The 14,849-nt window shown below is 70.3% G+C and carries 10 protein-coding genes and 1 pseudogene; all 11 read left to right on the top strand.

The window, feature by feature from the left end:
* Window positions 1–25: 25 nt before the first annotated feature.
* A complete protein-coding gene (locus tag ACIA8K_RS01185; protein WP_396053630.1) occupies window positions 26–1,570 on the top strand; it encodes a GMC family oxidoreductase in 1,545 nt (514 codons plus the stop codon).
* Window positions 1,567–2,670: pseudogene (locus tag ACIA8K_RS01180) on the top strand (glycine betaine/L-proline ABC transporter ATP-binding protein); the annotation flags it as partial. The gene ACIA8K_RS01185 and the pseudogene ACIA8K_RS01180, both read left to right, overlap by 4 nt.
* A gap of 173 nt (window positions 2,671–2,843) precedes the next feature.
* The gene (locus ACIA8K_RS01175; RefSeq protein ID WP_396053628.1) at window positions 2,844–4,826 is read left to right on the top strand and encodes an ABC transporter permease; all 1,983 of its coding nucleotides are present in this window, start codon (window positions 2,844–2,846) and stop codon (window positions 4,824–4,826) included.
* Between the two features lie 11 nt (window positions 4,827–4,837).
* The gene (locus tag ACIA8K_RS01170; RefSeq protein ID WP_396053626.1) at window positions 4,838–5,779 is read left to right on the top strand and encodes an ABC transporter substrate-binding protein; all 942 of its coding nucleotides are present in this window, start codon (window positions 4,838–4,840) and stop codon (window positions 5,777–5,779) included.
* Entirely contained in the window at window positions 5,776–8,142 is a 2,367-nt protein-coding gene (locus ACIA8K_RS01165; RefSeq protein ID WP_396053624.1) for an FAD-dependent oxidoreductase, read from the top strand. The genes ACIA8K_RS01170 and ACIA8K_RS01165 overlap by 4 nt, the downstream gene beginning before the upstream one ends.
* A 91-nt stretch (window positions 8,143–8,233) precedes the next feature.
* A complete protein-coding gene (gene solA / locus ACIA8K_RS01160) occupies window positions 8,234–9,370 on the top strand; it encodes an N-methyl-L-tryptophan oxidase (RefSeq protein ID WP_396053622.1) in 1,137 nt (378 codons plus the stop codon).
* A gap of 86 nt (window positions 9,371–9,456) precedes the next feature.
* Entirely contained in the window at window positions 9,457–10,581 is a 1,125-nt protein-coding gene (locus ACIA8K_RS01155; protein WP_396053620.1) for an aromatic ring-hydroxylating dioxygenase subunit alpha, read from the top strand.
* 188 nt (window positions 10,582–10,769) lie between these two features.
* Window positions 10,770–13,244: a nitrate- and nitrite sensing domain-containing protein gene (locus tag ACIA8K_RS01150; RefSeq protein WP_396053618.1), complete on the top strand. Its 2,475-nt coding sequence runs from the start codon at window positions 10,770–10,772 to the stop codon at window positions 13,242–13,244.
* Window positions 13,241–13,666 (top strand): roadblock/LC7 domain-containing protein, encoded by a 426-nt coding sequence (locus tag ACIA8K_RS01145; RefSeq protein ID WP_033340331.1) that lies wholly within the window; start codon window positions 13,241–13,243, stop codon window positions 13,664–13,666. The genes ACIA8K_RS01150 and ACIA8K_RS01145 overlap by 4 nt, the downstream gene beginning before the upstream one ends.
* Window positions 13,663–14,127 carry a DUF742 domain-containing protein gene (locus ACIA8K_RS01140; RefSeq protein ID WP_396053616.1) on the top strand — a complete coding sequence of 155 codons (465 nt, stop codon included), beginning with the start codon at window positions 13,663–13,665 and terminating at the stop codon, window positions 14,125–14,127. The genes ACIA8K_RS01145 and ACIA8K_RS01140 overlap by 4 nt, the downstream gene beginning before the upstream one ends.
* Window positions 14,111–14,707 carry a GTP-binding protein gene (locus ACIA8K_RS01135; RefSeq protein WP_396053614.1) on the top strand — a complete coding sequence of 199 codons (597 nt, stop codon included), beginning with the start codon at window positions 14,111–14,113 and terminating at the stop codon, window positions 14,705–14,707. The genes ACIA8K_RS01140 and ACIA8K_RS01135 overlap by 17 nt, the downstream gene beginning before the upstream one ends.
* Window positions 14,708–14,849 lie beyond the last annotated feature (142 nt).

The following is a 14,849-nucleotide window of genomic DNA, read 5'->3' as shown; positions in this document are numbered from 1 at the left end:
AAATCCTCACGGATAGAGGTGTTCTGTGGCCGGTTCCGACGACTCATCCGACATCTTCGACATCGTGATCGTGGGCGGTGGCACGGCCGGCTCGGTCATCGCCGGGCGGCTGAGCGAGGACCCGGCGCTGCGCGTGTGCCTGATCGAGGGCGGCCCCAGCGACGTCGGCGACGAGCGCATTCTCCGCCTGAGGAACTGGATCAACCTGCTCGAGACCGAGTTCGACTACGACTACGGCGCGGTCCCGCAGCCGCGGGGGAATTCGCACATCCGGCATTCCCGCGCCAAGGTGCTCGGCGGCTGCTCGTCGCACAACACGATGATCAGCTTCCTGCCGCCGCCGGGTGACTTCGCGGACTGGGTCGCGGCAGGTGCGGCCGGGTGGGACTACCAGGACATGCTGCCGTACTGGGAGCGCCTGGCGATCCACATCGAGCCGGTCGCCGAGGCCGACCGCAACGGCCTGAGCAGGGCGTTCGTGGAGTCGGCCGCGCAGGCGCTCGGCGTACCAGTGCACAAGAACTTCAATGACGCGCCGTTCGTGGACGGGACCGGCTTCTTCCCGCTCGGATATCACGGCGCCACAGGCCTGCGCAGCTCCGCGTCCGTCGCCTACCTGCACCCTCACCTGGACCGTCCCAACCTGGCGATCCGCACCTCCACCTGGGCCTACAAGCTGGATCTAGATCAAGATCAGGTCACCGGGGTACGGGTGAGAGGCGCGGACGGCACGCTCGGCGTGATCCGGGCGACCCGGGAGTACGTGCTCTCCGCCGGCGCGATCGACACACCGCGCCTGCTGCTGCTCTCCGGCGTCGGCCCGGCCGCCTCGCTCGCGGAACTCGGCATCGAGGTGGCGATCGACCTGCCCGGCGTCGGCGAGCACCTGCTCGACCACCCCGAGTCGCTGATCCTGTGGGAGGCGTCCCGCCCGGTCCCGGCGAACAGTGCGATGGACGCGGACGCCGGTCTTTTCGTCCGCCGCGATTCCCGTACGGACCGGCCGGACCTGATGTTCCACCTCTACCAGATCCCGTTCACGTTCAACACCGCCCGCCTCGGATACGACGTGCCCGCACACGGCTTCGGCATGACGCCCAACGTGCCACGGCCCCGCTCATCCGGCCGGCTGTGGCTGCACGACGCGAACCCGGACACCAAGCCCGCGCTCGACTTCCGCTACTTCACCGACCCGGACGGCTACGACGAGCAGACCATTGTGGACGGTCTGCGCCTGGCCCGCGAGGTCGCCGCCACCGGCCCGTTCCGGGAGTGGATCGCGCGGGAGATCGCACCCGGCCCGGCGCTGACCACGGCGGCGGAGCTGTCCGCGTACGGCCGGGCCGTGCACCACACCGTCTACCACCCGGCCGGCACCTGCCGGATGGGCGCGCCGGACGACCCGCTCGCCGTCGTCGGCCCGGACCTGCGACTGCGCGGCGCCACCAACCTGCGCGTCGCGGACGCCTCGATCTTCCCCACCATGACGAGCGTCAACCCGATGGTCATGGTGCTGCTGGCCGGCGAGCGCGCGGCCGACCTGATCCGCCCGGCGAAGGAGCCAGGATGAACGGCGACGTGGCAGCGAGCGACCGCAGACCCGGCAGAACGACCGCCACCTCGCAGAGGCCTGCGGCTCCGGCGCACCGAGGCGAAGAAGGCTCGATCTCGGTACGGCACCTCTGGAAGATCTTCGGCCCCGGTGCCGCCAAGCACGTCGGCAGCGCGCTGACCCGCGCCGAGCTCCGGGACCGGCACGGCTGCCTGGTGGCGGTCCGCGACGTCGGGTTCACTGTCGCGCCGGGCGAGGTCTTCGTCGTCATGGGCCTGTCCGGCAGCGGGAAGTCCACGCTGGTCCGCTGCCTCACCCGGCTGATCGAGCCGACCGGCGGCGAGGTCCACATCGGCGGCGGGGAGGTCACCGGCATGGGCCGGCGGGCGCTGCTGCACCTGCGCCGGCACGAGGTCGCGATGGTGTTCCAGCACTTCGGGCTGCTCCCACACCGCCGGGTGATCGACAACATCGCGTACGGCCTGGAGATCCAGGGCGTCCCCCGGGCGGAACGACGCGCGCGGGCCGGCGAGGTGCTGAGCCTTGTCGGCCTGGACGGCTACGCGGACAACTACCCCGACCAGCTCTCCGGCGGCATGCAGCAGCGCGTCGGCCTGGCCCGCGCGCTCGCCACCGACCCGGGCGTGCTGCTCTTCGACGAGCCGTTCAGCGCGCTCGACCCGCTGATCCGCCGCGACATGCAGGCTGAGGTGACCCGCCTGCACGCCGAGGTCGGCAAGACCATGGTCTTCATCACCCACGACCTGTCCGAGGCCCTGAAACTCGGCGACCGGATCGCTGTCATGCGCGACGGCGAGCTGGTTCAGGTCGGCACGCCGGAGGACCTGGTCGGCGCGCCAGCTGACGCCTACGTCGCCGACTTCGTCCGTGACGTGGCCCGCGCGGACGTGCTCACCTGCCGCTGGATCGCCCGGCCACCCACGCCGGACGAGCCGCTCGACGGCCCGTCGGTACCCGGCACACTGCTGATCCGAGACGCGATCGGGACGGTACTGCGCGCCGGCCAGCCGATCCTGGTCACTGACGGCGACACGCTGCTCGGCGTGATCGACCGCGACGTGATCCTGGCAGTCCTGGCCGGAACGGCCGCCGCAGCCGCACCCAGGCTTCCCGCTTTCGGCGACGGGCCGATAACCGCGGGGGAGCCGGCCACACCTGGAGGGGCGGCGGAGCGGGCCACAGGTGGCGCAGGGGCGGAGCCGGCTACAGGTGGAGGGGCGGCGGAGGGCGGGACCGGCGCGCCGGCCGGGAAGTCCGCGGAGGCGGTGGCGTGACCGCGGTCCCGGCACCGCCCCGGATCGTTTGGCGGCCCGGGCGGGGCGCGCTGTTCGGTGCTGTTGTCGTGCTGGTCGTGGCCGGATATGCGCTGCTGCGCGGCCAGGCGACGCTGCCGCACGACAACGACGCGGCCGCCTTCCGGATCTTCACGGACCTCCGCGACTGGGTCGACGACAACCGGGACGTCAACCCGATCTTCCTGTTCCTTGTGAACTACCTGCGCTTCGGCGTATCGCTGCTTGTCGGCGGCGTGCAGAGCCTGCTGACCGGGCTCGGCTGGGTCGGGCTGACCACGGTTGCCGGGGCGCTCGCAGCCGTGCTGGCCGGCCGGCGGATCGCGCTGGGCACGGTGGCGGGATTCCTGGCGTTCGGCGTGCTCGGGCTCTGGGAGGAGAGCGTCGACACGCTTGCGCTCACGCTCTCCGCGGTGCTGCTGGCGGTGCTGATCGGGCTGCCGCTCGGCGTGCTGTCCGCGCGCAGCAACGCGGTCCGGGCCGTTCTCGATCCGCTGCTTGACGTCATGCAGATCATGCCGGCGTTCGCGTACCTGGCGCCGATGACCCTGTTGTTCCTGATCGGCGAGCCCGCGTCCGTGCTGGCCACGCTGATCTACGCGATCCCACCGGCGATCCGGATCAGCGCGCTCGGCATCCGCGGCGTCTCCGCGACCACTGTCGAGGCGGCCACCTCGATCGGTGCGACCCGGTGGCAGGTGCTGCGCGGCGTGCAACTGCCGATGGCCCGGCGCGCGATCGTGCTCGCGGTCAACCAGACGATCATGATGGCGCTCTCCATGGTCGTGGTGACCGCGCTTATCGACGCGCCCGGCCTCGGCCAGGTGATCATCCGCGCGCTGGAACGGGTCAACGTGGGCCTGGCCTTCGACGCGGGCGTCGCGATCGTGGTGATGGCAATCGTGCTGGACCGGATCACCTCCCACGCGGCCGACCGCGCCGACGCCACCCGGCACGAGCCCCGGCGCCCGGCTGCCGGCTGGCGCTCGACCGCTGCCTGGCGCTCGATTGCCGCCTGGCATGAGGCGTCCGGCGTCCGGCGCTGGTTGCCGTGGGCGTCCGCCGCAGTGATCGGCCTGGTCGGCGCGCTGATCAACGGCGGGAGTGAGTTTCCGGAGGCGGTGCGGTGGTCGTTCGCGCCTGTGGTGAACGATCTCGTCGGGTGGATCGAGCTGCACCTGTACCCGGTCACAGAGGCCGTCAAGAACGTGCTCACCGCCGGGGTGCTCAATCCGCTGCAGGACGTGCTCACCCGGTCGCCGTTCTGGTTGATCATCCTGGCCGTGCTCGCGCTCGGGCTGCTGGTCAGCGGCGTCCGCGCCGCGCTGATCGCGGTCGGCGCGCTGGCCGGGATCGCGCTGCTCGGGCTCTGGCAGCACACGATGGAGACGCTTGCGACCGTGCTGCTGGCGACCGTGTTGACGCTTCTCGCGGGTGTGGCGCTCGGCGTGTGGACCGCGCGAAGCGATCTGGCCGGCCGGCTGCTGCGGCCGGTGCTTGACGCGGCGCAGACCATGCCGTCGTTCGTCTACCTGCTGCCCGCGGTCGCGCTCTTCGGGGCCAGCCGGTTCACCGCGATCGCCGCGTCGGTGATCTACGCGGTGCCGCCGGTGGTGCGCCTGGTCGAGCGCGGCCTCCGGGACGTACCCGAGACGGTGGTCGAGGCCGCCAGGTCGGCCGGCTCCACCCCTGCCCAGCTGCTCTGGAAGGTGCAGCTGCCGGTGGCCCGGCCCGCGCTGTTGCTCGCCGCGAACCAGGGGATCGTCATGACGCTCGCGATGGTCGTGGTCGGCGGGCTGGTCGGCGCGGGCGCACTCGGATACGACGTGGTCGCGGGCTTCGCGCAGCGTTCCGACTTCGGCAGGGGTTTCGCGGCCGGGCTGGCGATCGTGCTGCTCGGCGTGCTTCTCGACCGTCTCACCCAGGGCGCCGGTCGCCCAGCCGTCAGACCCTCCCACTGAGAGGAACCCGCATGAGAATCGGGAAAGTCGCCGCGATCGCCGCCACCCTCACGCTTACCGCCGCGTGTGGTGGCGTGTCGTCGGGCGCCGGGGACGAGCCGGACAAGAGCACTGTCAACATCGCGATCAACGCCTGGGTCGGGTACGAGGCGAACGCCGCGGTCCTCACCCATCTGCTTGAGAAGGAGATGGGCTACACGGTCGAGGAGAAAAGCCTCAAGGAGGAGGTGGCCTGGCAGGGTTTCGAGACCGGCGAGGTCGACGTGATCGTGGAGAACTGGGGCCACGACGATCTGAAGAAGACCTACATCGACGAGAAGAAGGTCGCGGTCACTGTGGGCCCGACCGGCAACCAGGGCGCGATTGGCTGGTACGTCCCGCAGTGGATGGCCGACAAGTACCCGGACATCACTGACTGGAACAACCTCAACAAGTACGCGGACCTGTTCAAGACGTCCGAGTCCGGCGACAAGGGGCAGATGCTCTCCGGCGACCCGTCGTTCGTCACCCATGACGAGGCGCTGGTGACGAACCTGAACCTGAACTACAAGGTGGTCTACTCCGGTGGCGAGGCCGCGCTGATCAAGGCGGCCCAGCAGGCGACCGCGCAGCAGAAGCCACTGCTTTTCTACTTCTACGAGCCGCAGTGGCTGTTCTCGCAGCTGAGTTTCGCGCGGGTGACGCTGCCGGCGTGGACCCAGGGGTGTGACACGGACGCGGCCAAGGTCGCCTGCGACTACCCGGCCTACGCGCTGGACAAGATCGCGTCGAAGACGTTCCAGGACACCGGCGGCGACGCGTACACGCTTGTCAAGAACTTCTCCTGGACGAACGAGGATCAGAACCTGGTGGCTGACTACATCACGAACCAGGGCATGACCGCGGACGCGGCGGCCGCGAAGTGGGTCGCGGAGCACGAGTCCACCTGGAGGCCCTGGATCCCGGCGGCATGAGCAGCCCACGTGTCGTGATCATCGGGGCCGGCATCGTCGGCTGCGCGCTCGCCGAGGAGCTGACCCGGCGCGGCTGGACCGGCGTGACGGTGCTTGAGCGCGGCCCGCTCTTCGCGGCCGGCGGCTCCAGTTCACACGCGCCAGGCCTGGTCTTCCAGACGAACCCGTCGAAGACGCTTGCCGAGATGGCGCGCTACACGGTGGCCAAGTATGCCGGGATACACGCTTTCGACCGGGTGGGCGGCCTGGAGGTGGCCACCACCGAGGCACGGGTCGCGGAGCTGAAACGACGCCACGGGTTCGCCACCTCGTGGGGGATCGAGGCGCGGCTGATCTCCGGCGAGGCGGCCGTCAAGCTGTTCCCGCTGCTCAACCCGGCCCTGGTGAAGAGCGCGCTGCACGTTCCCGGCGACGGCCTGGTGCGCGCGGTCACGGCAGGCGAGGCGCAGGCCCGCCTGGCCGTGGAGCGGGGCGCCCGATTCGTACCCCGGCAGAAGGTCATCGCAGTTGATCAAAGTGGCGGCAGGGTCACCGGCGTCCGCACCGAGGACGGCACCCGGTGGCCAGCGGACGTCGTGGTCTCCTGCGCCGGTTTCTGGGGCCCGGCCGTCGGCGCGCTTGTGGGCCAGCCCGTGCCGCTGCTCCCGATGGCCCACCAGTACGCGACGACCGGTCCCGCCGGAGCCGGAGGCGACCTGCCGATCCTCCGCCACCAGGACCGTGACCTGTACTTCCGCGGCTACAACGACGGCCGCCTCGGCATCGGCTCCTACAGCCACCGCCCGATCCCGGTCACGCTCGACCTCACCGAGACCACCCCCGAGCCGATGCCGAGCATGCTGCCGTTCACACCCGACGACTTCGCCCCCGCGTTCGAGGACGCGAAACGGCTGCTGCCGGGGATCCCGGAGCGGCGGGAAGGCTTCAACGGCGTCTTCTCCTTCACCGCCGACGGCTTCCCGCTGCTCGGCGAGTCCCGGCAGCTGCGCGGCTTCTGGCTGGCCGAGGCGATCTGGGTGACGCACTCGGCAGGTGCCGCCCGCGCGGTCGCGGAGTGGCTCGTCGACGGCCGCCCCAGCCTGGACCTGCACGAGGCCGACCTGCACCGCTTCGAGGAGCCGCAGCTGGCCCCGGACTACGTGGCCGAACGCAGTGCGCAGAGCTTCGTCGAGGTCTACGACATCATCCACCCGCTGGACCCGCCCGCGAAGGCCCGCCCACTCCGGGTGAGCCCGTTCCACAAGCGGCAATGCGATCTGGGGGCGGTCTTCCTGGAGGCGTCCGGCTGGGAGCGCCCGCAGTGGTACGGGGCGAACGCGGGCCTGCCCCGCCCGGAGCTGCCGGACCGGGACGAGTGGTCCGCGCGTTTCTGGTCGCCGATCGCGGGTGCGGAGGCGCGGGCGGCCCGGGAGTCGGTGGCGCTGTTCGACATGACCGCGCTCAAGCGGCTCGCGGTCACCGGCCCCGGCGCCGCCGCCTATCTCACCGCGATGACGAGCAAAGACGTGGATCGTGCGGTCGGCTCGGTCACGTACACGCTGATGCTCGACCAGGCGGGCGGCATCCGTAGCGACCTGACCGTGGCCCGGCTGGCCGAGGACCGGTTCCAGGTCGGCGCGAACGGCAACCTCGACCTCGACCACCTGGCCCGGCACGCGCCGCCGGACGTGCGCGTCGACGATCTCACGCCCGGCACCTGCTGCATCGGCCTGTGGGGGCCGCGGGCACGCGAGCTTGCCGCGTCGATCACCGACGACGACCTGAGCTTCGGCTACTTCACGGCGCGCCGCGCGCACCTGGGCGGCGTGCCGGTCACCATGCTTCGCGTCTCCTACGTCGGCGAGCTCGGCTGGGAGCTGTACACGAGCGCGGACCTCGGACTGCGGCTGTGGGACGTGCTGTGGCGTGCCGGAGGAGAGTTCGGCCTGGTCGCGGCCGGTCGCAGCGCGTTCACGAGCCTCCGCCTGGAGAAGGGCTACCGCGCCTGGGGCGTCGACATGACCACCGAGCACGACCCCTACCAGGCCGGTCTCGGCTTCGCGGTCAAGCCCGGAACCTACCCGGGACACGACGCGCTGCGCGGCAGGGAAACGCCGGAACGACGGCTCAGCTGCCTGCTGATCGACGGTGACCAGGTGCTGATGGGCAAGGAACCGGTGTTCGTGAACGGCGCCACCGCCGGTTACGTCACCAGCGCGGCCTGGGGTTACACGATCGGCAGGTCGATCGCCTACGCCTGGCTGCCCACGGCCGCGAGCACGCCCGGCACGCCTGTGGAGATCGACTACTTCGGCAGGCGCATCACGGCGACTGTGGCGGCCGAGCCGCTCTTCGACCCGAAGGGCTCGCGCCTCCGGCTCTGAGACATCAAGATCAAGGTCCATCCGTGGTACGGCCGTCAGCCCGATGAAGGGGCGGGGCCGGGGCGGCAGCAGGGACGGCGAGAGGACGCGAATGCCGACGTATGACGTGATCGTGCTGGGACTCGGGGGCATGGGCAGCGCCGCCGCCTGTCACCTGGCCGCGCGCGGGCAGCGGGTGCTCGGGCTGGAGCGGTTCGGCCCGGCACACGACCAGGGCGCCAGCCACGGCGGGTCCCGGATCACCCGCCAGTCGTACTTCGAGGACCCCGCGTACGTACCCCTGCTGCTCCGGGCCTATGAATTGTGGGACCGGCTGTCCCGGGACTCCGGCGCGGACGTGATCACGCTTACCGGTGGCCTCATGATCGGGCCGGCCGGCAGCCGCACGGTCGCCGGGTCACGGCGCAGCGCGGAGCAGTGGGGCCTGGCGCACGAGATGCTCGACGCCCCCGAGCTGCGCCGCCGCTTCCCTACGCTCAATCCCGGTCCGGACGACGTGGCGCTCTATGAGGCGAAGGCCGGCCTGGTCCGCCCGGAGGACACGGTCCGCGCGCACCTGGCGCTCGCCGCACGCGCCGGCGCCGACCTGCGGTTCGGTGAACCGGCGATCGAGTGGACGGCGACCGGCGGCGGCGTCCGGGTCACCACCGAGGCGGGCGTGTACGAGGCCGGGCACCTGGTGGTCGCACCCGGCGCGTGGGCGCCGCGCATGCTCGCCGACCTGGGCGTGCGCCTCGTGGTGGAGCGACAGGTGCAGTACTGGTTCGCGCCGCGCACGCCGATCGCGGACTTCGGGCTGGACCGGCACCCGATCTGGATCTGGGAGGACGCGGACGGCACCCAGATCTACGGCTTCCCCGCGCTGGACGGGCCGGACGGCGGTGTGAAGGTGGCGTTCTTCCGCAAGGGCGAGGTCTGCACGCCGGAGACGATCGACCGCGAGGTGCACCCGGATGAGATCGAGACGGTTCGCGCGCACCTGGGCCGGGTGCTGCCGGGCGCGGCCGGGCGGTTCCTGCGCGCCAAGACCTGCATGTACACGAACACGCCTGATGAGCACTTCGTCATCGCGGCGCACCCGGAGCACGCGACCGTGACCGTGGCGTGCGGCTTCTCCGGGCACGGCTTCAAGTTCGTGCCTGTGGTCGGCGAGATCCTGGCAGACCTGGCCCTCACCGGCACGACCGCGCACCCGATCGCACTGTTCGACCCGAAAAGGGCGCTCTGACCCCCCGACCACCCGCCCCTGACCGGACTTGAAGACCGTACCCCCGCCGGCCCTTGATGGTGATCTTGATCGAGAGAGGTGTGCTGATGTCGATCGTGAGCCTGCCGCCGAGTCTGCAGCCGACGCTGCCCGGACGCCTCTACACGGATCCGGAGGTGTTCGCGCGGGAACAGCGGGACATCTTCGAGGCGATGTGGTTCTGCGTGGTCCGGTCGAGCGAGATCGGCCGGCCCGGGCAGTTCCGGACTGTGACAGTGGGGCGGGAGAGCGTGCTCGTCACGCGCTCCCGGGACGGTGCGGCGCGCGCGTTCCTCAACGTCTGCCGGCACCGCGGCGCGACGCTGTGCACGGAGGAGTCCGGCGAGGTCAGGCGCACGTTCCGGTGCCCCTACCACGCCTGGTCCTACGACCTGGACGGCCGGTTGGCGTCCGCGCCGAACCTGGCGACCATGCCGGACATCGACCGCACCGAGTTCGGCCTGGTCACGGTGGCGGTACGGGAGTGGCTCGGCTACGTGTGGGTGTGCCTTGCGGACGCGCCGCCGTCGTTCGAGGAGGACGTGGTCGGCGCGTGCACGGAACGGCTCGGCGACGCGGAGAAGATCGGCAACTACCAGATCGCGGACCTCGCGGTCGGCCGCCGGATCAGCTACGACGTGCGGGCGAACTGGAAACTGATCATCGAGAACTTCATGGAGTGCTACCACTGCGCGACCATCCACCCGGAACTTGTCGACGTGCTGCCGGAGTTCTCCCGGGGGTACGCGGCACAGTCGTTCGTCGGGCACGGCGCGGAGTTCGGACCGCGGATCGAGGGGTTCACCGTCGACGGCAGCGCGGGCCTGGACCGCATCCCGACGGTGGACGAGGCGCAGGACCGGCGGTACTTCGCGATCACCATCAAACCGCAGGTGTTCATCAACCTGGTGCCGGACCACGTGATCATGCACCGGATGTTTCCGCTCGCGGCCGACCGGACGCTCGTCGAGTGCGACTGGCTCTACCTGCCGCAGGTGGTGGCCGAGGGCCGCGACGTGAGCCGCTCGGTGGAGCTGTTCGACCGGGTGAACCGGCAGGACTTCGACGCGTGTGAGCGCTGCCAGCCCGCGATGTCGTCCCGGGCGTACGCGGCCGGTGGTGTGCTGGTGCCGAGCGAACATCACATAACGGAGTTTCATGACTGGGTGACGCGTAAACTCAACAGTGAGTGACGACTCAATTACTGGCGGTTCGCAGTTCATTGTTCCGAAATAGGCTCCCGCATCCCTAAGAGACGCGTGATTCCTGTCGAACTGCAACCCAGGCCACCTAGACCGCCACAGCTGATGCGGCCCGGTCCCGTACCGGGAGGTAGCCGATGTCCGCGTCTGTTAACTGGAGGTCGGTGTTGAGTGCAGCCGTGCAACGCACATCGCGGCTGAGCGGGATTCTCAGGCCTGGTCGCGGATCGGGCGTCACCACGCCGGGGCAGAAGCTCCGGCAGGGCCGCCCGATCCGTCAGCGCCTCGCCGTGCTTCTGGCGGTCCCGCTCGCCGGTGTTCTTGCCCTTCTCGGCGTCGTCGTCATCGGCGAGGTCCGGGACTTCAACGATGCCCGGGAAACCACCCGGGCGGTCACGCTCGCCGTCGCCGTGCAGTCGCTGGTACAGGCGCTGCAGGACGAACGCGGCATCAGCGCCGGTCTGCTCACCGGCAATGAGCAGGTCGCCGCCCGGCTGGCGCCGGCGCGCGAGGCGGTCGACGCCCGGATCCGCGACGTGTCGAACATTCTCGGTGACGGGGACGTCGACACCCGGATTCGGTCCACGATCGCCGGCCTCGGCACGCTCAACACGACCCGAGGGCAGGTGGACGCGCGCTCGATCAAGCTGAGGAGCGCGCTCGTCTTCTTCACCGACCGGATCACCTCGTTCAACACGATCGACTTCTCGCTGGACCGGCTGGACGACCAGTCGCTGCGGCGCAGCGTCGCCGTGCTCGACGCGCTCAGCTCGCTGAAGGAGGGCACCTCCCAGGAGGCCGCAATCCTCAACGAGGTCTTCCTGCGCGGCACGTTCAAGCTCAACGGCGTCAACAGCTACCTGGAGTACGCCGCGCTCGTCGCCCGGAAGGACGCGGCAGTGACCGCGTTCGCCGGACAGGCCACCCAGGAACAGCGGGACGCGCTAGCCCGCGTGCTCGACACCGGCTCGGCCCGGACCGTCGAGCGCTTCGAGGACATCGCGGACACCTCCGCCGACGGTCGTGAGATCTTCGCGGACACCCAGCTGTTCTCGTCCGCGATGACCACGCTGCTGTCCGGAGTGACAGAAGTCCAGGGGTCCACGGCCACCGAGATCCAGGACCGCGCCTCCGAGCTGCAGTCCCTCGCGGTGAGCCAGATCATCCTGCTCAGCGTCATCGTCGTGGCCTGTATCGCCGCCGCGATCGTGCTGCTGATCCTGGCGTCCCGGTCGATCACCCGGCCGCTTGACGCGCTGGCCCAGGAAGCCGACCACATCGCCGAGATCCGGCTGCCGCAGGCCGTGGCGATCGCCCAGGAGCTGTCGCCGGACGAGGAGCGGCCACCGCTCACCCCGGTCCGGCTGGCCCGGGGCGCGTCCTCCGAGATCCGGTCCGTGGCCGACGCGTTCGACCACGTGCAGGCCACGGCGTACGCCCTGGCCACCGAGCAGGCACTGCTGCGCAAGTCGACCACCGAGTCGCTCGCCAACCTCGGCCGCCGCAACCAGAACCTGCTCCGCCGCCAGCTCGGCTTCATCACCACGCTTGAGCGGGAGGAAACCGACCCGTCGGCCCTCGCCAACCTGTTCGAGCTGGACCACCTGGCCACCCGCATGCGACGGAACGCCGAGAGCCTCCTGGTTCTCGTCGGCTCGTCCAGCCCGCGCCAGTGGTCGGCCCCGCTGCCGATCGCGGACGTCATCCGCGCCGCGGTCTCCGAGGTCGAGGAGTACCGGCGGGTCTCGTTCCGCCGCATCGACGACGCATTCATCGCCGGCGCGGTGGTCAGCGGCCTCGCACACATGCTCGCCGAGCTGATCGAGAACGGCCTGACCTTCTCCCCGCCGGACTCGGACGTGGAGATCCAGGGCCGCCGGGTCGGCGACCAGTACCTGATCGCCATCGTCGACCAGGGCGTCGGCATGACCGACCAGGACATCGAGATCGCGAACGCGCGTCTCCGTGGTGAGGGCGACTTCATCACGGCCCCGGCCCGCTACCTCGGCCACTATGTGGTCGGCCAGCTGGCCCGGGACATGGGCGCGGAGGTGAAGCTGGCGTCCTCACCGGTCACCGGCGTCACCGCCCGCGTGCTGCTGCCGGTGAGCGTGCTCGCCACGGCAAGCGGTGGCCGGGAGGGCAAGCCCGACCTCGCCGCCTCGATGCCGACGGCCTTCCCGGAGATGCCGGCCCCCGCGCCGGCCGCGCCGGAGACCAGCCGTCCTCTGGTCAGCTCCGGAGCGCCGACCCAGTCGCCGGACGCGCCGTACCTGGCGATCGGCGGCCGGGTCAAGCCGAGCGTGGTCGAGTACCTGACCGTTCCGCCGTCCCCGGAGGTCGTGGCCGCGGAGGCCGCCGCCGAAGCCGTCGCGGAGCAGGCATCACCGCGTCCGCGGAGCATCGACGTCGGCGAGGTGGAGCGCACCCGGAACGGCCTGCGCAAGCGGGCGGCCCGTCCGGCCAAGCCCGAAGCCCCGGCCGAGGCGCCGGCGGCACAGGCCGCGCCGGCCGCGCCCACGGTGGCGGTCGACTCCTCGCCAGGTGAGATCCGTAACCGGCTCACGGCGCTGCGGGCAGGCATGCAGCGCGGGCAGACCGATGTCCGAACCAACGACCACAACGGCACCGAAGGCGGAGGTAGCAGCGCATGAGCGTCGACACTCAGACCGACAGGCACCAGTTCAACTGGCTCCTCGGCAACTTCGTGCACCAGACGGACGGCGTCAAGGACGCGGTCGCCGTCTCCTCCGACGGGCTGCTCATCGCCGCCTCCGACGGGCTGAACCGGACCGAGGCCGACCACCTCGCCGCGATCGTCTCAAGCATGGCCAGTCTGGCCCGGAGCGCGTCGAAGAAGTACGAGTTCGAGGGCCTCAAACTCATCATGATCGAGATGAAGCGCGGCTTCCTGCTCGTCTCCGTCATCACCGGCGGCAGCGTGCTCGGCGTGGTGGCCACCGGCGACAGCGACATCGGCCTGATCGGTTACGAGATCTCCATGCTGACCGACCGCTTCGGCTCGCTGCTCACGCCGGCCCTGATCGCCGAATCCCGACGTCACCTGGGCCTGTGACAAGCGACCCCGAGTCCGGTCTGCGGATGCCGGATCCGCGCATGTTCCCGAACTGGCAGCAACAGCAGAAGCAGCCGGACCGGGACCGGACGGACGACCAATCCGGCAGGCACGCGGCTGACGGGCCCTCCGAGACGGAAGACCCGATCATCCGGCCGTTCCTGGTCACGGGCGGCCGGACCCGGCCGCTCGCGGACAACCTGCGCATCGAGACGCTGCTCTTCGCACTGCCTGCGGCGCTCTCCGCGCCGCTGCGGTTCGAGGCGGAGCGAATAGTCCAGATCTGCCAGCAGCCGATGTCCCTCGCGGACGTCGCCGCCGCCCTGCGCACGCCGCTCGGCGTCACTCGTGTGCTGGTCGGGGACCTGATTGCCGAGAAGTACATCCAGGTCTCCGAACAGCAGGACGAGCTTTCCATTGAGCTGATCGAGAGGATCCGGGATCGTGTACGCGCCCTCTAGCCGCCTGACGTCACCGATTTCGGTGAAGATCGTGGTGAGCGGCGGCTTCGGCGTCGGAAAGACCACCTTCGTGAGTGCGATTTCCGAGATCGAGCCCCTGATCACCGAAGCCGAGATGACCGAAAAGTCGCTCGGCATCGACGACACGTCACAGGTCGCGGCCAAGACCACCACCACTGTGGCCCTGGACTTCGGCCGCATCACCCTCGACGAGTCGCTCGTCCTGTACCTGTTCGGCACGCCCGGACAGGACCGGTTCGCGTTCCTCTGGGACGACCTGGTCGACGGCGCGCTCGGCGCCGTCGTGCTCGTGGACACGCGGCGCATCGAGGACTGCTTCCCGGCGCTTGACTACTTCGAGGAGCACAACATCCCGTTCCTGCTCGGGGTGAACGTGTTCGACCGGATCACCCGGTTCGACCTCGGGGAGATCCGGGAGGCGCTCGGCGTGGCCGACCACGTGCCGGTCCTCGAGTGCGACGCCCGGTCCCGGGAATCGGTCAAGACCATCCTGGTGTCGCTGATCGAACAGGTGCTCGCCGCCCGACTCGGCCGAGGCCGGGCGATGGCGACCCGCTGAATCACCGCGCTCCGGCCGGCACGTCTCCACGTGCCGGCCGGACCCGTGTCTGAACCGGATGACCCGTACCCCCCGTATCTCAGGGTTGAGTGGGTTTTCGGCGACATCTGGGGGCGGCATGCGGGCACGGCGGTTGACGGCG

The sequence above is a fragment of the Catenuloplanes sp. NPDC051500 genome (assembly GCF_044454585.1).
Taxonomy (GTDB): domain Bacteria; phylum Actinomycetota; class Actinomycetes; order Mycobacteriales; family Micromonosporaceae; genus Catenuloplanes.
The sequence above is the reverse complement of the archived record's forward strand: the minus strand, read 5'-3'. Positions and strand labels throughout refer to the sequence as shown.

Coding starts and splice junctions, on each gene's coding strand:
- ACIA8K_RS01145 (WP_033340331.1), top strand. CDS start 13,241: ATGAGCGTCGACACTCAGACCGACAGGCACCAGTTCAACTGGCTCCTC.
- ACIA8K_RS01165 (WP_396053624.1), top strand. CDS start 5,776: ATGAGCAGCCCACGTGTCGTGATCATCGGGGCCGGCATCGTCGGCTGC.
- ACIA8K_RS01170 (WP_396053626.1), top strand. CDS start 4,838: ATGAGAATCGGGAAAGTCGCCGCGATCGCCGCCACCCTCACGCTTACC.
- ACIA8K_RS01155 (WP_396053620.1), top strand. CDS start 9,457: ATGTCGATCGTGAGCCTGCCGCCGAGTCTGCAGCCGACGCTGCCCGGA.
- solA (WP_396053622.1), top strand. CDS start 8,234: ATGCCGACGTATGACGTGATCGTGCTGGGACTCGGGGGCATGGGCAGC.